The sequence below is a fragment of the Streptomyces sp. NBC_01244 genome, from assembly GCF_035987325.1.
Taxonomy (GTDB): Bacteria; Actinomycetota; Actinomycetes; order Streptomycetales; family Streptomycetaceae; genus Streptomyces.
Genome location: NZ_CP108488.1, coordinates 7,446,946 through 7,465,966 on the forward strand (window position 1 = coordinate 7,446,946; position 19,021 = coordinate 7,465,966).

General features: G+C 73.3%; 15 protein-coding genes, 1 tRNA gene and 1 pseudogene. 4 read left to right on the forward strand and 13 right to left on the reverse strand.

Going from position 1 to position 19,021, the window contains the following annotated elements; all coding sequences use genetic code 11:
• Positions 1-75: 75 nt before the first annotated feature.
• From OG247_RS33280 to OG247_RS33310, 7 genes are all read right to left on the reverse strand, one after another.
• A complete protein-coding gene (locus OG247_RS33280; RefSeq protein WP_327255663.1) occupies positions 76-1,038 on the reverse strand; it encodes an NAD-dependent epimerase/dehydratase family protein in 963 nt (320 codons plus the stop codon).
• Positions 1,035-2,255, reverse strand: a complete 1,221-nt coding sequence (locus tag OG247_RS33285; protein ID WP_327255664.1) for a cytochrome P450 — start codon at positions 2,253-2,255, stop codon at positions 1,035-1,037. Before OG247_RS33285 ends, OG247_RS33280 begins: the two co-directional genes overlap by 4 nt.
• Positions 2,252-3,010, reverse strand: coding sequence for a glycosyltransferase family 2 protein (locus tag OG247_RS33290; protein ID WP_327255665.1), 759 nt, complete (start codon positions 3,008-3,010; stop codon positions 2,252-2,254). The genes OG247_RS33285 and OG247_RS33290 overlap by 4 nt, the downstream gene beginning before the upstream one ends.
• Positions 3,007-3,795 (reverse strand): YhjD/YihY/BrkB family envelope integrity protein, encoded by a 789-nt coding sequence (locus tag OG247_RS33295; RefSeq protein ID WP_327255666.1) that lies wholly within the window; start codon positions 3,793-3,795, stop codon positions 3,007-3,009. The genes OG247_RS33290 and OG247_RS33295 overlap by 4 nt, the downstream gene beginning before the upstream one ends.
• A gap of 104 nt (positions 3,796-3,899) precedes the next feature.
• Positions 3,900-5,573, reverse strand: coding sequence for a class I adenylate-forming enzyme family protein (locus OG247_RS33300; protein ID WP_327255667.1), 1,674 nt, complete (start codon positions 5,571-5,573; stop codon positions 3,900-3,902).
• A complete protein-coding gene (locus OG247_RS33305) occupies positions 5,573-6,325 on the reverse strand; it encodes a glycosyltransferase family 2 protein (protein ID WP_327255668.1) in 753 nt (250 codons plus the stop codon). Before OG247_RS33305 ends, OG247_RS33300 begins: the two co-directional genes overlap by 1 nt.
• Positions 6,322-7,350, reverse strand: coding sequence for a 3-oxoacyl-ACP synthase III family protein (locus OG247_RS33310; protein ID WP_327255669.1), 1,029 nt, complete (start codon positions 7,348-7,350; stop codon positions 6,322-6,324). Before OG247_RS33310 ends, OG247_RS33305 begins: the two co-directional genes overlap by 4 nt.
• Positions 7,351-7,719: 369 nt before the next feature.
• Here OG247_RS33310 and OG247_RS33315 point away from each other — a divergent pair, with 369 nt between their 5' ends.
• Complete coding sequence (locus OG247_RS33315; protein WP_327255670.1) at positions 7,720-9,783, forward strand: phosphocholine-specific phospholipase C; 2,064 nt, start codon at positions 7,720-7,722, stop codon at positions 9,781-9,783.
• A gap of 232 nt (positions 9,784-10,015) precedes the next feature.
• On the opposite strand, the pseudogene OG247_RS44945 reads toward OG247_RS33315, so the two are convergent.
• From OG247_RS44945 to OG247_RS33330, 4 genes and pseudogenes are all read right to left on the reverse strand, one after another.
• Positions 10,016-10,195 (reverse strand): annotated as a pseudogene (locus tag OG247_RS44945) (hypothetical protein); the annotation flags it as partial.
• Between the two features lie 19 nt (positions 10,196-10,214).
• Positions 10,215-11,168, reverse strand: coding sequence for a GNAT family N-acetyltransferase (locus OG247_RS33320; protein WP_327255671.1), 954 nt, complete (start codon positions 11,166-11,168; stop codon positions 10,215-10,217).
• Positions 11,169-11,236: 68 nt separating this feature from the next.
• On the reverse strand, positions 11,237-13,594 hold the full coding sequence (locus tag OG247_RS33325) for an ATP-binding protein (protein ID WP_327255672.1): 2,358 nt from the start codon (positions 13,592-13,594) through the stop codon (positions 11,237-11,239).
• Between the two features lie 47 nt (positions 13,595-13,641).
• Positions 13,642-14,250 carry a DUF6879 family protein gene (locus tag OG247_RS33330; protein ID WP_327255673.1) on the reverse strand — a complete coding sequence of 203 codons (609 nt, stop codon included), beginning with the start codon at positions 14,248-14,250 and terminating at the stop codon, positions 13,642-13,644.
• A 739-nt stretch (positions 14,251-14,989) separates the two neighbouring features.
• Here OG247_RS33330 and OG247_RS33335 point away from each other — a divergent pair.
• Positions 14,990-15,352 carry a hypothetical protein gene (locus tag OG247_RS33335; protein ID WP_327255674.1) on the forward strand — a complete coding sequence of 121 codons (363 nt, stop codon included), beginning with the start codon at positions 14,990-14,992 and terminating at the stop codon, positions 15,350-15,352.
• Positions 15,353-15,497: 145 nt separating this feature from the next.
• Entirely contained in the window at positions 15,498-16,253 is a 756-nt protein-coding gene (locus OG247_RS33340; RefSeq protein ID WP_327255675.1) for an alpha/beta fold hydrolase, read from the forward strand.
• Between the two features lie 56 nt (positions 16,254-16,309).
• Here OG247_RS33340 and OG247_RS33345 read toward each other — a convergent pair whose 3' ends face one another.
• The gene (locus OG247_RS33345) at positions 16,310-17,434 is read right to left on the reverse strand and encodes an alpha/beta hydrolase (RefSeq protein ID WP_327255676.1); all 1,125 of its coding nucleotides are present in this window, start codon (positions 17,432-17,434) and stop codon (positions 16,310-16,312) included.
• A 124-nt stretch (positions 17,435-17,558) separates the two neighbouring features.
• Positions 17,559-17,631 (reverse strand) — tRNA-His (locus OG247_RS33350).
• A gap of 166 nt (positions 17,632-17,797) precedes the next feature.
• On the opposite strand from OG247_RS33350, the gene OG247_RS33355 reads away from it, so the two are divergent.
• Positions 17,798-18,970 carry a heparan-alpha-glucosaminide N-acetyltransferase domain-containing protein gene (locus OG247_RS33355; protein WP_327255677.1) on the forward strand — a complete coding sequence of 391 codons (1,173 nt, stop codon included), beginning with the start codon at positions 17,798-17,800 and terminating at the stop codon, positions 18,968-18,970.
• Positions 18,971-19,021: the final 51 nt, after the last annotated feature.

The following is a 19,021-nucleotide window of genomic DNA, read 5'->3' on the forward strand; positions in this document are numbered from 1 at the left end:
CCGAACTGGCGATCTGTCCACGGTGTGGACGAACGAGTACGGCCGTCCACTGAACTCATGGACCGGCGCGGCAGTTCACCTGGGCTCGTCGGCTCCCTCCTCTTCCCGCGGTTCACCCCGCAGCGCGGCGAGGTGGTCCGACAGGGTGCGGGGCGGGGTCCAGCCCTGGGTGTGGGCTCGGGTCAGGTCCAGGACCACGGGGTGGGCCAGCTGGTCCACCCCGTAGCGGCTGAGGGGCGGTTCGCCTGAGGACAGGGATTCCGAGATTCTTGCCGCGGCCCGGGCCAGGGCCGGTGGGAGGTGGCGTATGCGGGCGTGGACGCCGTGGGCGTGCAGGACATCGCGGACGGCCGCGTCACGCCGGTAGGGGCGGGCGTCGGCGATGTTGTACGCGCCGGGGGGCCAGGCGGGAGCCGCCAGGCAGGCCCCGGCCAGGTTTTCCACCGCCGTCAGGCTGAGCGGGACGTCCGGGCCCGGCAGGAAGAGGGTTCCGGCGCGGACCCGGGAGAGCAGCCGGGGCAGGAGCTGGGTGTCGCCGGGGCCGTACACCGCGCGCGGGCGCAGCACCACCGCGCCCGCGGCCAGGGCCAGGGCCTCGCCGGCGGCCTTCGTGCGGCCGTAGGCGTTCAGGTGACCCGTGCGCGGGTGGTCCTCGCGGACGAGCGTGCGGTCGCGGCGGGGGTCGTAGACGCTGGCGCTGCTGACCCAGACCACCGGGCGGGCGCCCGCCGCGTGCAGCAGCCGTGCGGTGCCGGTGACGTTGACCGCGTGCATGACGGCCTCCGCGGGGGAGCCGGGCGCCGGATCGCCGACGGCCGCCGCGCAGTGCACGACGAGGTCCGTGCCCGAGAGGTCCGGCTCCCCGAGGGACGCGTCCCAGAACCGGTGTTCCCCGAGCGGGCCAGGCCTGCGGCCCACGCACACCACCCGAGCCCCGGCCGCCGCCGCGGCGCGGGCGACGTGCCCCCCGCAGAAGCCGCTCGCGCCCGTGACGGCGATCCGGATGCCGGCCGCGTCAGGCCGCCTACGGGATGTCACGCCGCCGCCCGTACGACCAGCGAACGCCAGCCGGGCAGGGCGGCTCGGCGGTCCACCCGGGCCCGGGCCACGACGGGCCGGTGCGGAGCCAGGGCCGCCAGTACGCCGGCCAACTGCTCCCGCGCCAGGCGGGCTCCCGGGCAGGCGTGTGGCCCGGCGCCGAAGACCAGGCGGGCGACGCCGGGCTCGGCGGGGCCGCGCCCATCGGGGTCCCGCAGGTGGGCTCCGGCCGCGTGCCGGGCCACCAGGAGCAGCCGGTCCCCGGCACCGACCGGGCAGCCACCGACCGAGCCGCCGGCCGCGGCCACCCGGGGGAGGAGGGGCGAGGCTGCCGTCACGCGCAGCAGCTCGTCGGCCAGGGCGGGGCACAGGGCAGGGTCCGCCGCCTGGTCCCACAAACCCGCGTCGGCGCACCAGGCCACCGCCCGGGGCAGCGCCGCGACCGTGGTGTTGACGGCCGCGACCGCCAGCATCGCGGCCCGGTCGTCCGCCCCGGAACCCAGGAGCCCGCGGAGCCGCTCGGCGGCGCGGATCGCCGCGGCCCCGGCGCCGGGGCGGGGCGGGCCGGGGAGGTGACTGCGCACGGAGGCGGCCGCGGCCTCGGCGGCCGCCTCCGCGAGGGCGAGGGGGCCGGCGCAGGCGCCTTCCCCGCCCCGCCCCGCCCCGGCGCCGGGGCGCAGCAGGGCGTACACCACCGAGCCGGCCAGTTCCCGGGCCAGCGGCACCAGGTCCACCGTGCCCCCGAGCGGCAGCGGCGCGAGCCGCCGTAGGAGCAACGGATGCCATGCCGCGCGCAGTTCGCGGGTCCCGGCCGCGCCGAGCAGCTCGGTGAGCTCCCGCCGGGCCGTCCGGTGGCCGGAGCCCTCCTGGTCGAAGAGCACGCCCTCCACCCGGGCGGCCCGGGCCGCCCCGCCCGTGGTGCCGGGCGCGGTGCGGTCCAGCGGCAGCCGGGTCAGCGCCTCCCGGTAGGCCTCCGTGCCGTGGACGAGCAGCGTGCCGGGGCCGAGTCGGCGTACGGGCCGCCCGCGGGTGGCGGCGAGCAGCGCGAACAGGAGCGGGTGGGCGCGCAGGTAGACGCGCCGGTCCCGGCGGCGGGCCTTCGTGTGGGCTGCGGTGAGGGCCTTCGTGTGGGCCGCGGTGAGGGTCGTGGCACCGGCCGCCTCGTGGGTCCGGGCCGGGTTCCGGGCTTGGGTGCGGATCGTCGGGTCGGTGGTCATCGGACGTGTGCCTCCGCGGTGTCGGCGGGCCGGTAGCGCCGGTCCCAGTACCAGAGCAGGGTTCGGCGGGGTCCCCAACTCCGCAGCCTGCGCAAGCTGTTCTGCACCACCAGGTGCTCCGCGCGTACGATCCGCTGGCTGTGCTCGCGGGCCCGGTTCAGCAGGGCCACGTCCTCGGACCGCTCGTGCAGCGGCACGCGCAGGGCGCCGCCGCAGCGCAGGTAGAGTCCGGCGGTGATGCCCAGGTTGTGGCCGTGACACAGGACGTACGGGGTGCGGTAGCGGGGGTGGCGGTGGGCCCGCCGGTAGCGGCCGTAGAGCGAGGTGAGCCGGATCAGCGCCGGCAGCAGCCGGGCTTCGAGGAGGGTGGGCCGCTCGTCGCGGCGCGGCACGCTGCGGCCGCACAGCATCTCGGCGCCCCGCCCGAACTCCGCCTTCGCGACGGCAGTCCACTCCGGGGCGGGCAGACAGTCGGCGTCCGTGCGCAGCAGGTGGGTGGCGCCGGCGGCGATGGCGTACCGGAAGCCCGTGTCGGCGGCGGTCCCGGCGCCGGGCCGTTCCTCCGCGATCAGCTCGACGGGAAAGGGCGCCGAGCGCGCGAAGTCCCGTACGGCTTCCGCGGTCCGGTCGGTGGAGGCGTTGTCCACGACCGCGAGCGTGAATCCGGTGTCGTACTGGGCGGCGAGCGCGGCCAGGGTGGCACCGATGGCGGCCGCCTCGTTGTACGCGGGCACGACCACCCACAGGTTCGTCAACTCTTCGCTCCTTCGGGCTGGTTGGCGGTGGCGGCCCAGGACGCCGCGCGGAGCAGCACCCGGGCGCACAGGCTCCCCCAGACGAGCAGTCCGATCAGCGGCCCGGCCCCGCGGTAGAGGTCACCGTGCAGTTCGGCGGTCGCGGCGAGGTAGGGGCCCGCGGCGAGGGCGAGCAGCCGGCAGGCCAGCGCGGCCGCCAGCGCCGGGCCCGCGATGGCGGCAGCCCGGGGCCTGCCGGGGGCGCGACGCGGGGCGAGCCGCAGGACGGCCGCGAACAGCGCCCACAGCGCGGGGACCGTCCAGCCCGGACCGCCCGCCGTCACCACGGCGGCGACGGCGGTGACCGCGAGACAGAGCACGGCCGCACCCGCGACGTCCCGCGCCGCGTCGCGCACGGGGTTTCCGCTGCCCGCGTTCTGCCCGCACATGGCCCGCACGCCCGTGCGCAGCGCCCGGGCCATCCGCACCACCGACCAGCAGAGGGCGAGGGCGAGCAGCGGCCGCCAGTGCGGGGCCGCGGTGGGCAGCCGCCCGGCCAGCGGGGCCGCGGCGGCGGGCAGCAGGGCCGCGGTCAGCCCGTCCACGACCCGCCCGGCACCGTCCCCACCCCCGTCCGCCCCGGATCGGCCCGCCAGCGAGGCGAGGAGTAGTACCGCCGGGGCCGTCCCGACGAGCAGGGCGTACGTGAGCGAGCCCGCGAGGGCGTCGCCGTTGGCCCGGGTGTAGCGGCGATGGGAGGCCATGACCCGCTTCCGGGCGCCCATGACCCGCTTCCGGACGGCCATGACCCGCTTCCGGACGGCCGCGGCGCGGGCAGGGGCCCGCCACGCGGGTGCGGCCGTCACGGGGGCCGCCGCCGCGCGCGGGAGGCCTTGGCCGGGGTGGCGGGTCACGGTCGGGGCGCGCCGTTCCGTGCGGGGTTGGAGCCGGAGTCGGAGTTGGAGCCGGGCCCGGATGAGCCGGAGCCGGAGCCGGAGCCGGAGTCGGAGCCGGGCCCGGACCAGGGCCCGGGCCAGGACCCGGAGCCCAGCCGGTGGGCCGCCAGGGCCGCCGTTGCCGCGCGGTCCGGTTTGCGGGAGCGTCCCGACAGCGGGATCCGCGCGAACAGCAGGGCGTCGGGCACGGCCGTGCCCATGCGGCGCAGCGGGCCCGCCAGCGCGGACCGCAGCGCGGGCTCGGCGGCACCGTGGCAGGGCTGGACGACCGCCACGAGCCGCTCGTCGCCATAGCGGGGGCCGTGGCGGTCCCCGTGCTGGTCGCCCGCGTCCGCCGGAACCCCGACGAGCAGCGCCAGTTCCACCCCGGGCACGTGCAGGGCCGGTTCGTACAGGCCCGGGTAGATGTTCTCGGCCCGGCGCAGCACCATGTCCTTGGCCCTGCCCTCCAGCACGATCCGGCCCGCGCCGTCCAGCCGCCCCCGGTCGCCCGTACGCACCCACGGATCCGGGTCCTCGCCGAGGTAGCGGTGCCGGGCCCCGGGGCCGGTCAGCAGCAGTTCCCCGTCCGCGCCGCACTCGGCGCGCACACCGGGCAGCGGGGCGCCGACCAGGTCGCCGGGGCCCTCGTGGGCGGCTTTCTCCCGGGACTCCACCGCGGCGGCCGGGAACAACTCGGTCAGCGCGTACACCCCCCAGGCCTCATCGGCCCCCGACTCCCGTACGCGTCCCAGCAGTTCGGCGCTCGCCGGAGCCGATCCGGTCCACACCCGGCCCCGGTGGCGGGCCCCCGCGCGCAGTGCGTCCCGCAGCTGCGGCGGGGTGAGGTAGGTGTCCCGCGGCTCCAGCCGGGCCAGTTGGCGGGCCAGCACCCGGGGCGAACGGGCCGGGAGGGCCACGGGAGCGCCGCGCACGAGGGCGGGGACCAGCACGAAGAAGGTGCCGCCGAGGACGGGCTCGGTAGCTGTGGAGGAAGCCCAAGTCGCCCCCGGACCAGGGGAGAACAGGGCCGAGACCGTCTCCATCCCGGCGGCCAGGCTCGCCCGTGTGTGCACCACCGCCCGGGGCCGCGAGGTGGTCCCGGAGGTGAACACGATGACGGCGTCGGCGTCCCCGCCGCCCGCGAACCGCGAGGGAACGCCGACCCGCGCCGCGCGCAGGTCCAGCGCGGGCGCGCATCCGGGCAGCCGCCGCCCGACCGTGGCCACCGGCGCGCCCAGCCCGGCCAGCTCCGGCAGTTCCAGCCCGGCCGCCCGCCGGGCCAGCGGCCGTGCCCACCCGGCCACCGCCTGCGCGGCGGCATCGGCCAGCACCAGCGCGGGCCGCGCCGAAGCCAGCCGGGCGCGCAGCACGTCGGGTCCGGCTCCCGGGTCGAGGACGGCCCCGCGCAGACCGAGTCGCCACAGCGCGAGCAGGACGGCGAGCGCGCGCGGCCCGGGGCGTACGGCGACCCCGACAGTGTCCCCGGCGCGCAGCCCGCGCGCGTACAGTGCGGCGGCGAACGCGTCGGCCAGCTCGGCGAGTTCCCCGCGGGTGGCGGCGGTCCGGGTGGCTCCCGTACGCGTGGCGGTCAGGACGGCGGGCCGCTCGGGGCGGGCGCGCAGCGCGTGGTCGAGGCGGTCCAGCATCAGCGGGGGTCGTCCGTTCCGTGCGGGCCGCTGCCGCGGCCGAGGTACCAGCGGGCCGTACCGGCGATCCCGTACGCGCGCAGCCGGCGCGTGGAGTTCTCCACGACCATCGCCCGGCAGCGCGTGATCCGGTCGGTGTGGCGGCGCACCGCGTTGAGGAAGAGCCGGTCGGTGGGGGAGGGGCGCCGCGGCATCCCGCCGACGGCCAGGTACAGCTCGGCGGTGATGGCCATGTTGTTCCCGGCGTGCATCCGGTACGGGGCGCGGTAGCCGCGGCGGCGCGCGTGCTCCGGCCGCAGCCGGCCGAAGAGCCCGGCGAGCCGTACGAGGATCCCGAACCCGGCGCGGCCCAGCGGGCCGTGTTCGTCGCGGCGGGCCACGATCCGCCCGCAGACCAGCCCGGGGCTGCGGACCAGCGCCGCCCGCGCCGCGCCCGTCCACCCCGGGTGGGGCAGGCAGTCGGCGTCGGTGCGGGCGAGCAGGGTCGCGCCGCGCCCGATCGCGTACCGGAAGCCGGTGTCGACGGCGGAGCCGACGCCCTTCTCCGGTTCATCGATGACCTCCACCGCGAAGGGTGCGCCCGCCGCGAACTCCCGCGCCACGGCGCCCGTCCGGTCGGCCGAGGCGTTGTCGACGACCAACAGGGTGAAATCCCGGTCCCGTTGGCGGGAGAGCGCGGCGAGGGTCCCCGCGATCCGGTCCTCCTCCTCGTGCGCGGGCACCACCACCCACAGCCGCCCGGCCGCGCTCACGACTTCTCCCAGATCATCGTCATGATGCTGATCCCGCCGCCGAGCCCTACGAACAACACCCGTTCACCAGCCGTCAGTTCATCGAATATCCGGTCCAGCTGCACCCCGATCGTCGCGCTCGCGACATTGCCGAGCTCGGGCACGGTCACCACCAGTTTCCCGGCGGGCACCCCGGTCAGCTCGGCGAACCGCTCCAGATACGGCACCGTCACCTGGTGCACCAGCACCTTCGAGAAGTCGTCCCAGTCCATGCCCGTCCGGTGCAGGGTCCGGTCGATGACGGCCGTGCCCACCTTCTCGAAGACCCCGCGCAGTTCGTGCCCGTCGCCGCGGAAGTAGGTGTACGCGTCCCCGCGCGGGTGGCGCGAACCGCCGCCCGGGATGCCCCCGACCTCCCAGTGCTCTGAGTGGGTCTCGGTGTCCACGTCGAGGATCCCGCCGCGCTCCACGGGCTCGACGATCACGGCGGCCCCCGCGTCGCCGAAGGTGTAGCCGGCGAAGCCGGCGCGGAACTCGGCGAAGTCGGCGGGAGCCGTCCGTACGGCCCGGCTCGGGGTCTCCCCGGTGACCACCAGGGCCCGCCGGGCCCGGCCCGCGAGGATCATGGCGCGGGCGAGGTCGATGCCGTTGACGAAGCTGTTGCACGCGTTGGTGACGTCCAGGGCATGGGCCTTCGTGCCGAGTTCGGCCTGGACGATGTGCGCGGTGGCGGGCTCGGCGACATCGCGGGAGGCGGAGGCGAAGAGCAACAGGTCGATGTCGGGGGGCCCGAGCCCGGCGGTGTCCAGTACCCGGCGGGCCGCCCCCACCGCGAGCGTGGACGCGTACACCCCGTCGCCCGCGATCCGGCGGGTACGGATCCCGGTGGCCTGGGTCAACAGCCGCGGCGGTAGCGTGAGTCCGGCCCGGCCGGCGATCTCGCTCTGGAGCCGGTCGGAGGTGAGGACGTCCCCGGGCAGGATGCCGGCGACGGCGGTGATCCCGGCGCGGAGCCGCGGGCGCGGTACGGGTGGCTGATTCGGCATGCCTTCACGATGACGCGCCATCCGGTCCCGGTCCTGAGTACGGATGCTCATCCCGCCCGCCGGCCGGATGAGTACCCGCGACCGCCGACCCGCCGACCCGCCGACCCGCCGGCCCGCCGACCCGCCGACCCGCCACACGGTGACCACGGCCGCGGAGGGACGCCCGCGAAGAGACGCCCGCAAAGAGATCGTGAAGAGATCGCGAAGCGATGTGGCAGGTGGGGCATGAACCGCCTGACGAGGTATTCCGTTCTCCAGGTGTACGGCCCACTGTCATGAAAGCAACGCCGACCGGTACCCCGGGGCCGCTGTTCTTGGGGCGCCCCTCGACACCCCCCGCACCCGTCTCACCCGCAGAGGTCGTTCTCCATGACTGAATTGAATCGGCGCAGGTTCCTGCAGATCGCCGGTGGCGCCGCCGCCGTCACGATGCTGAACGAGAGCATCGCCCGGGCCGCCGCGATCTCGCCCCAGGGCAGTACCGGCACCATCCAGGACATCGAGCACATCGTCGTCCTCATGCAGGAGAACCGTTCCTTCGACCACTACTTCGGTGCGATGAAGGGGGTCCGCGGGTTCGGGGACCCGAGGCCGGTCATCCAGGACAACGGCAAGTCCGTCTTCCACCAGTCCAACGGGACCAAGGACATCCTGCCCTTCAACCCGCAGATCAACGACCTGGGCATGCAGTTCCTGACGGGGCTGAACCACGACTGGGCCGGCGGCCACCAGGCGTACAACAACGGCAAGTACGACAAGTGGGTCCCCGCCAAGACGGCCACGACCATGGCGTACATGACCCGGAACGACATCCCGTTCCACTACGCGCTCGCCGACGCCTTCACGGTGTGCGACGCCTACCACTGCTCCTTCATCGGTGCCACGGACCCCAACCGCTACTACATGTGGACGGGTTACACGGGCAACGACGGCGTGGGCGGCGGCCCGGTCCTCGGCAACCAGGAAGCCGGCTACGGCTGGAAGACCTACCCCGAGCGCCTGGAGTCGGCCGGGGTGTCCTGGAAGGTCTACCAGGACATCGGCGACGGCCTGAACGCCGCCGGATCCTGGGGCTGGATCAACGACGCCTTCCGCGGCAACTACGGCGACAACTCGCTGCTGTACTTCAACAACTACCGGAGCGCCCAGCCCGGCAGCGCCCTGTACGAGAAGGCCCGTACGGGCACCAACGCCAAGGCCGGCGAGGGCTACTTCGACAAGCTGCGCGCGGACGTCGTGAACGGCACCCTCCCGAAGATCTCCTGGATAGCCGCCCCCGAGGCCTTCAGCGAGCACTCCAACTGGCCCACGAACTTCGGCGCCTGGTACATCTCGCAGGTCCTGGACTCGCTGACCGCGAACCCCGACGTGTGGGCGAAGACGGCCCTCTTCATCACCTACGACGAGAACGACGGCTTCTTCGACCACGTCGTCCCGCCGTACCCGCCCACGTCCTCCGCCTGGGGCCTGTCCACGGCGAGCGTCACCGGCGACCTCTACACCGGGGGCGTCTCCGGCTACGCCGCCGGCCCGTACGGCCTCGGCCCCCGCGTCCCGATGATCGTGGTCTCCCCGTGGAGCAAGGGCGGCTACGTCTGCTCCGAGACCTTCGACCACACCTCGGTGATCCGCTTCATGGAGAAGCGCTTCGGTGTGCAGGAGCCCAACATCTCCCCGTGGCGCCGCGCGGTCTGCGGTGACCTGACCTCGGCCTTCGACTTCACGCAGGCCGACGCCGCGCCCGCCGCCCTGCCGTCCACGGCCGCGTACGTACCGCCGGACAAGAACCGTCACTCGTCCTACAACCCGACCCCGCCGGCCACGGGCACCCTGCCCAAGCAGGAAGCCGGCGCCAAGCCGACTCGCGCACTGGGCTACGCCCCGTACGTGGACGGCAAGGCCACGGTCTCCACGGGCAAGTTCACCCTGACCTTCTCCTCGGGTCCGACCCTCGGCGCCCACTTCCACAGCACCTCGGGCAACCGTACGGACGGCCCGTGGCCCTACACGGTCGAGGCGGGCAAGACCCTGTCGGACACCTGGAGCACGAGCAGCTCCACCGGAAACCAGATCAACCTCTCGGTCTGGGGCCCGAACGGCTTCCTGCGCACCTGGAAGGGCCCGGCGAAGAAGGCCGGCCCCGAAGCCACGGCCCGCCACTCCGCCTCCACCGGCAACCTGGTGCTGTCCCTGACCAACGGGGGCACGGCGGCCGTCAACCTGACCGTCACCAACGCTTACGGCGGCACGGCCCAGGTCGTGCGCGTCGCGGCGGGCGCCACCGTCGCGCACACCGTGACCCTGTCCGGCACGGCCCGCTGGTACGACGTCACCGTCGTCTCCGACGCGGACGCCACCTTCCTGCGCCGCTTCGCCGGCCACGTGGAAACGGGCGCGGCCGGAGTCTCGGACCCGGCGATCAAGACCGTCTGACGCGGTCGTCCGGCGCACGCAGCAGCCGCCGTTCCAGGACCGGGAGGTCGCGGGGACGGTGGCTGCGGGCGTGCCGGGCCGCTCACCCCGGGTGCTGGAAGTCGTACGCGAGCACTCCCCGGTCGCCCGCGACGATCAGCCGGCCGCCGGGGTGCCACGAACAGGCCGTGAGAGCGCTGTCGGTCCGCATGGTGGCGAGTGCCTCCCCCGTCCACGCAGCCCACACGCGAAGGGTCCGGTCATGGCCGGTGGTGGCGAGGCGGGTGCCGTCAGGGCTGAACGACAGCGTCCGTACGGTGACCGCTTGGCTCCCCCCCGACGCCCCATGCCCCTCGCTCCTTGCCCGCTCCCGCCCCGAAGCAGCCGACTCGGTCGGCCCCGGTGACTGTCGTACACCGAGTTGCCCCGCCACCGAAGCCGTTACGACAAGGTCAGCTCAGGCCGGCGCCCGGCGGGGGCGGCCCCTGGTGTTGCTGCACGTCGGCCCCGGGCGGTGTCCTCGTCCAAGTGGTCAGCACGGGCCGGTAGCCCACCCGCGCCCACAGGGGGGCGGCGAGCGGGTTGTGCAGGCTGTGGTGGAGCAGCACGGCCTGCGCACCGCGCGCACGGAGCGTCTCGTGTGCGGCGGCGATCAGCGCCTGCCCCACCGACTTCCGCCGCGCCTCCGGTTCGACGAACAGCCGGGACAGGTACCCCGTGGGCTCCGTGGTGACCTGCTGTTCGATCCAGGCACCGTGAGGGAACTGCCCGTGCAGGAATCCGACCGGTACGCCGTCGATCAGTGCAGTCAGCACAAAGGAGGGTTCGCCCGCCAGGGCACCGGCCAGTTCCTCCGCCAGCCGGGTCCGGAGCGCGGGGCGCCGTGGCAGTACCCCCAGCTGGATCTCGAACAGGTGTAGCCGTTCCGCTTGCTCGGCAAGGCGCTCCAGGTCACCCGGCTGGGCGGGACGTACAGTCGTTCCCCCCGGGGAATCCGCTCGCTGCCCAAGCCGCTTCAGGACCAGGGAGGTCAGCGGGGCGAAGCCGTGCCGGACGAGCGGAGCCGCGCAGGCCGTATCCAGGCTGGGCCAGGTGAGCGCCACGGACCGGTCGTTCTCCAGCCCGGCACCTGGGCCGGCAGCAGCACTGGCACAAGGGTCGGCGCGGAGTCGGCCGAGCAGTCCGGCCAGCACCTCGTCGACGGCCGCCGCGGGATCCGTCCCGAAGACGCGCAGCTGTAGGACGTGCCGCTGCAGTGCGCCCCAGAGGGCAGCGTACGTATCCTCGCCGAAGCGGTACTGCTGGATCCGGCCTGCGGCGAAGGCCCCGTTCCTGCTGGAGACGGTGAGCTCTTGGTCGTCCGCGAGCAAGGCCGCGGAGGCCACCCGGGGGTCGATCCGGCGCAACCTGTGATTGTGGCGTTCCGTCAGGCCGGTGATCAAGCCGGCTCCAGAACCGGCCGCGAGGCGCTCTGTCACGGGATCAGCCCCGAGATCCGCTCGCGCTGGGCCGTCGCGCGCGCGTCATCGAAACGGCTCAGGATCGCTGCCGCGTCTCTGGCGCAGCCCGCGGCTTCCTCTCCGTCATCGCTACCGGACAGCGCTAGCGCGAGTGCCAGGTTGACCAGCGCACCGGCGAGGGCCCACTGGTCCCGGGTGTCGCGGAACACGGTGACCGCCATGCGGTGAAACCCGGCTGCCTCGGTGAGGCGGCCGAGGTCACGGTATGCCTCACCCGCGCAGTCGTGTGCCGCGGCCTCGCGGTTGCGGTCGCCGATCTGGCGCTGGACCACGGCTGATTCCTGGCAGGACACCAGCGCCTCGCCCGGCTTCCCGAGAGCGCGCTGGATTCGCGCGAGTTCCAGATGCCAGAAGGCTCCCCAGGCCGTGAGCCTGTCCGTCCGGGCGATGTCGAGGGCTTGCCGTACGGTCGACAGGGCGGTCTCCGGCTCACCTCGCTCCCGTTGAGTCATCGCGAGATAGAACAGAGCGTTCCCCTCGTTGGCCCGGTCCCCCACCTCCCGGCAGAGCCGGAGCGACTCTCTGAGGTCCGCCTCCGCCGCATCGAGCTGAAGCCCGTCGAACCGGGTCATTCCCAGGTTCGACAGGAGCAGGGCCTCCCAGCGCAGATTGGCCAGGCCTCGGAAAATCCCCCGTCCCTCCTGGAATCGTTCTTCGGCGGCCGCGAGTCTGCGGCGCCGCCAGTCGAGCAGGCCGAGTGCATTGACGGCGATGCCCTCGCCGTAGCGGTCGCCGCTCTCTTGGCGCAGCCGCAGTGCCTCGCGGTGATGCGCCTCGGCCTCTTCGAGTCGTTGCGACTGCAAGTACGCCTTGCCCAGGCTGTCGCGCAGTTCCGCCTGGCCTCGCCGGTCACCGATGGCAGTAGCCGAAGCGAGACCGGTTTCGGCCACGGCGATCCATTCCCGGAACGGGTTGCGGCTCACATAGATGCTGCGCAACAGGGCGGCGATTCGCCACGTCACTTCGTGCCGGCCTCCAGCCGCGGCCGCGTGGACGGCGGCCACGAGGTTGGCCCGTTCCAACTCGAACCACTGCCAGGCCGCGGCACTGTCCGCGAACTCCACTACGACCGCGCCGGGCTCGGGCTCGGGCAGTGGCACGAGCCGGTCCAGCGGGCTGATGTGCGAGATCGCACGGGCCAGCGCGATGAGGTAGTGGTCCAGCACCCGGGCCAGGGCCTCGGCCCTGGCCTCGTCGTCCTCGTACTGCACGGCCTGCTGCGCGGCATAGACCCGCAAGAGGTCGTGGAACTGGAACCGCCCGTACGTGGCCTGTTCGAGGACATGTGCTCCCGTGAGGACGTCGAGCGTCTGACGGGCCACCGGGACAGTGGTGCCGGCGAGCGAGGCCGCGGCAGACACCCCGAATTCAGGGCCGGGGTGGAGGCCCAGCAGCCGGAACAGCCGCGCGGCCACCTCCGACAAGGCCCGGTATGACCAGGCGAAAACGGTTCGCACGGCGTCGGACTCGTCGTCCTCCTCGGCTGTCAGAGCACCCCACAGCGCCGACTCGTCTCGCAGGTCCGCTATCAGCTCGTCCAGGGGCATGAGGGGCCTGCTCGAGGCGCGCTCAGCGGCGATCCGCAGGGCCAGTGGCAATCGGGCGCACAAGCGGGCCAGCTCGGACAGGTCCGTGTCGGTATCGGGGAGGCCCCGGTACCCCGCCGTGACGGTCTGCAGCAGTGTTACCGCGTGCTGCTCGGAGAAGACGTCCAGGACGAGCCGGTGCGCGCCGTCCCTGGCGACCAGGCCGGAGAAGCGGTGCCGACTGGTCACCAGAACCAGGCAGTCCGGGTTCCCGGGAAGAAGCGGCCGAACCTGGCTGACCGTCGCCGCATTGTCCAGGATCACGAGCGCACGCTGATCGGCCAGGAGAGACCGGAACAGCGCGGAGCGGTCCTCCAAGCGTGCCGGCACCGCGGACGGGGCAACGCCCAAGGCCCGCAGGAAGTGGTCGAGGGCTTGCTCCGCGGTGACCGGTTCGCCGGGGTCGTAGCCGCGAAGGTTGACGTAGAGCTGACCACCGCGAAACCGGTCGCGCACGCTGTGCGCCCAGTGCAGGGCCAGCGAGGTCTTGCCCACACCGGCGGTCCCGGTGATCACGTAGACCCCACTGGCCCCCGAAGTGCCGCCCTGCCTCCGGTCCAGGACCGTGTCGAGCGCCAGGAGCTCATCGCGGCGGTTGACGAATCCGCCTACGTCTCCGGGTAGTTGGCGAGGAGGTTCGGGGCGGTTCCGTTCCGTGGCGCGGTGGAAGTGGACCCCGCCGTGCACGTTCCCGGCCTGCACCACGTCGCGGGCGGAGCCGGACAAGTCGGCATGGGATTCGAGGTGTGCAGGCTCGTTGGGCGATGACGACATCAGTACTGCTCTCGCGCCGGCAAGATCCCCTCCCGGGCGAGGTAATCGCTGATGCTCTCGCCCTCGTCGTAGAGCCCTTGCACGAACTGCCTGCAGCGGAGGACCAGATCACGTCCGATATAGCGGACGCCACCCTCCTGCAGGCCGTTCTCGTCATAAAGCAGGTGATACACCACGTCATCACCAAGGGTGATCAACTCGGGTAGCACAGCAGCCTGTTCGTACGGGCGAACCCTCGCGGCATCGATCACTCTGGTATGACCGCCGAGTTCGTCCCGCATGAGCAGCAGGCGCAGCTCCCAGCGCATGTAGTCGGTGAGCGGTTCTTCCACAACCCTGATCCGCCACGTCTCGAACCCGTGGGACCGAAGTCTGGCGTAGTGCTGGGTGAGTGCCTCGCGGCGGCTCTCCAGCAAGGCCAGGGCTCCTGGCCAGTCTCCCTTGGAGAAGGCGACCCAACTGTCGTCCGTTGGCTCCTGGAATTGCTGGAGGCGCTCCAGCTTCCAGAACCCGGGTTTGCCGATCCGCCAGAAGTGTTGCTCGAAGTCAGCCAGGTAAGCGTCTCCGAGCAGCCGCTCGCCTGGCGCGTCCAATAGTTCCTCAAGCATCCGGGACATCGCTCCGTACCGCCCTCGCCATCCCCCGGGGGATCACCACAAGTCGCTCGCCCGCACTGACACTGACTCCGTCCGGGAGTCGTCCGGCGTAGTTTTCGGTCAGATCACGTCCGATGACGACCACATCCCCGTTGTCCAGTTCCCAGACGTCGGGGCAGCCGCTTTCACCACCGCTGCCGGTCTCTCCAGGGTCGCGACCACTCCCGGGAGCCGTCGGCGCGATACCCAGCCGACGGACTAACGATGCCTGCGGGTCGGGACTCCACACGCCACTAGCCATGGTCACCCTCCATGTCCAAGCGAACCCTTGGAGTGACAAGCTAGCGCAACGGACTTGTCGTTCCTACTGGTTTGCGGCACACAGGTGACACTGGCGCAAACCCTACTCAACCCAGGCCGCGGGGCCGACCAGCCCCAGGTCACGCCTGCACCACCTGCCCGGCAGACCGCCACTCGAGGCCGGTCTTCGGGGGGCCCGGCCAGGAGTTGTCGGCAAGGTGCCACATCCGCATCAGGAGGCATGTGCAGGGTGACGGCTGCGGGGTAGGAATCAGACGGCCCTGGGCAGCCACCGACTGTGCCCGGAGGACGCGAAACCGGCGGAACGGGCCGCCTGTGTAGACACCATCATCAAAGAGCCTTGGGAGATGCGTAGATGGATGCCGAGTTGGCGGCCCTGGCGATGTCCGGGGCAACCGCGATCGTAGCGGCGATGGCCGCCGATGGGTGGGTGAGCATACGCGCCCGAACCGCCCGGCTCCTCGGCCGCGACCGAGTCGAGGCCGAGGCGATCGAGGGCGAGTTGGAGGAATCCCGCACCGAGCTGACACACGCCCGCGAAGCAGGAAACCCGCAGCCGACCCTGGACATGTTGGAGGAGGAGTGGCGGGGGCGCATGCGCCGCACCCTGCGCACCAACCCCGAAGTAGCCGCCCACTTGCGCGCACTCCTCGCTGAAATCACACCGTCGCAAGAAGCCGCGAGTGGAACGGCCCACAACAACATCACCGGTACCGTCCACGGACACACCGTCCAAGCCCACACCATCACCGGCGGTGTCACCTTCACCACCACCCCACCTCCCCAGCACTGACGCGGACCGGCTTCCTTGTAGGGCCATGTCGTGGCGGATGCTCCGCTGGTGGTGGTGCGAGAGGGGTTTCCAAGGGTGTGACCGCAGGCGCGGTGGGCAGACCTACGGCGTTGGTTTTCCGTGTCCCGTCACCGAGGGAGAACGCATGGCCATCGCCCACCGCAGGATCGGTACCGGGCCCGTGCGCGTCATCGTGCTGCACGACTGGTTCGGCACGTCCGCCAACTGGGGCTCCGTACTGGACCATCTGGACCCGGGGGAGTTTTCGTACGCCTTCCTCGACTACCGGGGCTACGGCGACCGCAGGGACGTCCCAGGCCGCTACACGCTCCCCGAGATCGCCGACGACGTCCTCGCGCTCGCCGACGAGCTCGGCTGGGACACCTTCTCCCTCCTCGGCCACTCCATGGGCGGCAAGGCCATGCAGCAGGTCCTGGTGCGCGCCCCCGAGCGCATCGAGAAGCTGATCGGCATCAACCCGGTCCCCGCAGGCCCGTACGAGATGGACGACGCCACCCACGGGCTCTTCTACGGGGCCGCCGGCAGCGCGGAGAACCGCCGCGCCATCCTCGACATCGTCACCGGCCGCCGCGCGAGCACGTACTGGCTGGACCGGATGGTCGCGCACTCGCTCGCCGTGTCCCGGCCGGAGGCCTTCGCCGGGTACCTCGCCGGCTGGCAGCCGCTCGACCTGTCTGCCGCCGTGAAGGGCAGCACGGTCCCGGTGCTGGTCCTCGTCGGCGAGTACGACCTCGCGCTCACCGTGGAGGTCATGCGGGCCACCTGGCAGGTCTCGTACCCGAACTGCCGCATCCTGCCGCTGCCCGGCGCCGGCCACTACCCACCGCACGAGAGCCCGGTGGCCTTCGCCACCGAGGTGGAGGCCTTCCTGCGCGGGTAGGGGAGTAGGGGAGTAGGGGCGTAGGGGGGAGGGGGGCGAGCCGTGTTCGGCGCGTGTCAGTGCGGGCTCAGGCGTCCTACCAGCCACTCCAGGGCCGACGGGACCTCGCGCGCCCACGTCTCGTAGTTGTGCCCGCCGCTCGCGAGGAGGATCGAGGACACCCGCGCGGGCGGCCGTACCGCGTCGATGAACTCCAGCGTCGCCGGGTACTGGTGCTCGCCCTTGCGGCTGCTCGCCACGAGCAGGGACACCGGCGGCTGCGGCAGGTTCCGCAGCCGCCACAGCAGGTCGTCCTCCTGCCGGCGGCCCGCGTCCCCGCCGAACAGGTCTCCGGTGTCCGCGTCCCGCGCCGCCGCGTACGGGGCCGACAGCGCGGCCGCCGCCCGGTAGGCGTCCGGCGTGCGCAGGGCCAGCTTCAGCGCGCAGTAGCCGCCCACCGAATTGCCCATCACGCCCCACCCCCGGGCATCGCCGGTGAGGCCGTAGTACGAGGAGACCGCCGTCCGCAGGTCCCGGGCGAAGAAGGTCTCCGCCCGCGGACCGCCCGGCACGTCCACGCACTGGGTGTCCCTGGGCGGCGCCACCGTCGGCGTCATCAGGATCAGCACCGCCGGCCGCATCCGCCCCGCCCGTACCGCCTCCAGTGCCAGCTGCGGATACCGCAGCCGGTCGATCAGCACCCCCGGCGTACTCGGGAACCCGCTCAGCGCCAGCACCACCGGGAACTCCGCCCGCCGCCCGGCCGACGCGTGCACGTACTGCGGCGGCAGGTACACGTACCCCTGCCCCGACAGCCCGCTGTGCGCCCCGCGCACCGTCACCACCTCGATCCGGCCGATCACCGCCGGGTCGTCGGAGCCCGCGTGCCGCCAGGAGTGGGTGCCCCGCACCCGCAGCGCCTCCCGCCCCGGGGCCTGCGCGCCCGCCGACGCGGGGTCCTCGCGGCGCAGGGACAGCAGGTCGCGCCAGGAGCCGTAGAAGCCGTACGAGGAGTTCACCGCGAGCAGCAGCGCCGACCCGGTCGTCAGGGTGATCGCGAGCTGGAGCCCGGCCCGCCCCAGCACCGGCCGCACCCCGGACCCCGCGAGCCGGGGCCACAGCCACACGGTGGCCCCGAACACCGCGGCCGCCACGAGGACGGCGAGGAGCAGCGCCGGGGTGCCCCCGATGTCCCATTTCATGTGGTTGATCCTGCCAGGACTCGGACGGGCGGGCCCGGCCGGTCGTGACGCGCCGCTCCCGCAGGGGAACGAAAAAACCCGTGGGGGTTACGAGAAGAACTCGTAACCCCCACGGGATCAACAGGGTGAGTGACGGGACTTGAACCCGCGGCCACCTGGACCACAACCAGGTGCTCTACCAACTGAGCTACACCCACCACGAAGGGCGGCGGACCACCCGTTCGATGTGCAAGCACAGCATAGCTGATCAGCGGGGTGCTCCCGCGACGCCTTTTCCGGCGACCCCGCGACCCGGCGACCCGGAGACCGGCTCCGGGTGAGGGCGCAGGCAACCCCGCGTCCCGGATCGCCATCACTACCGTTATGGGATCAAACCGACTCACCGGCCTGGACGCCGCCCGCGGCATCGCCGTCCTCGGCATGTTCGCCGTACACGTCGGCCCGCCGCCCACGCCCGAGGGCCCCGGCTGGCTGCTCGTCGCCGCCGACGGCCGGGCGCCCGCCGTCTTCACGCTCATCGCCGGGTTCTCCCTCGCGCTCGCCCGCGCCCGGGCCGCCGGACCGCCGCCCCTGCGGGCCACCCTGACCCGCTGCGCGATCCTCGCCGCGCTCGGCCTGTGCCTTGCAGCGCTCTCGCCCGGCATCCTCGTGATCCTGGCCTTCTACGCCGTCTACTTCCTTGCCGCCGAACCCTTCACCCGGCTGCGCACCCGCACCCTGGCCGCCGTCGCCGGAGGCTCGGTGGCGCTGGGCCCGCTCCTCTCGTACTTGCTGGGCCCCGCCCTCGGGCTGCGCACCGGCGGGCGCGGGGCCACGCCGGTCCCCGCCGACCTGGCGAGCTGGGCGGGGGCCGGGGGGATGCTGCGGGAGCTCCTGCTCTCGGGCGCCTACCCGCTGCTCACCTACTTCCCGTACATCCTGGCCGGCATGGCCCTCGGCCGCCTCGCCGACCTGCGGAGCGGGCGGTCGCTGCGGCTGCTGACCGGGTACGGGGCGGCGGCCGCCGTCGCCGGCTACGGCGTCTCCTGGCTCGCGCTGGGGCCCGGGGGCCGGCGCGGGCCGCTCCTGGAAGCCATCGCGCGGGAGCACCCCTGGGCGGCGGCGGAGCCCGACCCGGTCGCGGCGGTGCTGGGCCGGCAGTTCGGGGCCGTCCCCAGCACCTCCTGGGACTGGCTGCTGGTGGCCGGCCCTTACAGCCAGACCCCGCTGGAGACCCTCGGCAACTCCGGGGTCGGGGCGGCCCTCATAGGCCTGCTCGCCCTGGCCGCGCACGGCGCGGGCCGGGTGGCGGCGCGGCTGCTGCGGCCGCTCGCCGCCGTCGGGGCGATGGCCCTGACGGTGTACGTGGTGCACGCGCTCGCGCTGGCGGTGTTCCTGCGGGGCTGGAGCGGGTGGGAGGTCCTGGCCGGGTTCTCGGCATGCGCGCTGATCGGGTGCGTGGTCTGGCGGCGGCTCCTGCGCGGGACGGAGCTGTACCGGGGGCCGCTGGAGTGGGCCCTGCGGGCGGCGACACCGGCGGGGCGGGCGGCGGGCTGACGCCCTTGGGCGGGCGGGGCGGTTCTGTCCCCTACCCGCCCTTCCCCAGTT

What these genes read in the sequence shown, in the direction of transcription:
- OG247_RS33285 (WP_327255664.1), bottom strand. Translation starts at nt 2,255, where the DNA reads ATGACCACCGACCCGACGATCCGCACCCAAGCCCGGAACCCGGCCCGG.
- OG247_RS33295 (WP_327255666.1), bottom strand. Translation starts at nt 3,795, where the DNA reads ATGGCCGTCCGGAAGCGGGTCATGGGCGCCCGGAAGCGGGTCATGGCC.
- OG247_RS33300 (WP_327255667.1), bottom strand. Translation starts at nt 5,573, where the DNA reads ATGCTGGACCGCCTCGACCACGCGCTGCGCGCCCGCCCCGAGCGGCCC.
- OG247_RS33310 (WP_327255669.1), bottom strand. Translation starts at nt 7,350, where the DNA reads ATGCCGAATCAGCCACCCGTACCGCGCCCGCGGCTCCGCGCCGGGATC.
- OG247_RS33315 (WP_327255670.1), top strand. Translation starts at nt 7,720, where the DNA reads ATGACTGAATTGAATCGGCGCAGGTTCCTGCAGATCGCCGGTGGCGCC.
- OG247_RS33330 (WP_327255673.1), bottom strand. Translation starts at nt 14,250, where the DNA reads ATGCTTGAGGAACTATTGGACGCGCCAGGCGAGCGGCTGCTCGGAGAC.
- OG247_RS33340 (WP_327255675.1), top strand. Translation starts at nt 15,498, where the DNA reads ATGGCCATCGCCCACCGCAGGATCGGTACCGGGCCCGTGCGCGTCATC.
- OG247_RS33345 (WP_327255676.1), bottom strand. Translation starts at nt 17,434, where the DNA reads ATGAAATGGGACATCGGGGGCACCCCGGCGCTGCTCCTCGCCGTCCTC.
- OG247_RS33355 (WP_327255677.1), top strand. Translation starts at nt 17,798, where the DNA reads ATGGGATCAAACCGACTCACCGGCCTGGACGCCGCCCGCGGCATCGCC.